General features: G+C 74.6%; 1 protein-coding gene. It reads left to right on the top strand.

Features of this window, described 5'->3' with window-relative positions; all coding sequences use genetic code 11:
- The coding region (locus tag RM812_RS42665) for a polyketide synthase (protein WP_311586479.1) at positions 1–406 on the top strand (406 nt) is incomplete at both ends.

Below are 406 nucleotides of genomic sequence, written 5' to 3'. Positions count from 1 at the left end.
GCCGTACCGGGGTGTACGCCGCAGCCATCGACCAGGGGTACGCGACGCTGGGCCCCGGTGCCGCCGAAGCCGTCCAGGGGTTCCTGATGACGGGGAACTCGATGAGCGTGATGTCCGGGCGGGTCTCCTACGCGCTCGGTCTCGAGGGCCCCGCCGTCACCGTGGACACCGCCTGTTCGGCCTCGCTGGTGGCCCTGCACCTCGCGGCGCGGGCCCTGCGGGCCGGTGAGTGCTCGCTCGCCCTCGCGGGCGGGGTCAGCGTGATGGCGCTGCCCGCGGTGTTCGTCGAGTTCAGCAGGCAGGGCGCGATGTCCCCCGACGGCCGCTGCAAGCCGTTCGCGGCGGCGGCGGACGGCACCGGCTGGGGCGAGGGCGTGGGGATGCTGCTCCTGGAGCGGCTGTCGGA

Origin of the sequence: Streptomyces lancefieldiae, assembly GCF_031845825.1 — a bacterium.
GTDB lineage: Bacteria > Actinomycetota > Actinomycetes > Streptomycetales > Streptomycetaceae > Streptomyces > Streptomyces lancefieldiae.
Note: the sequence above shows the minus strand (reverse complement) of the source record. Positions and strands in the feature narration are given on the sequence as shown.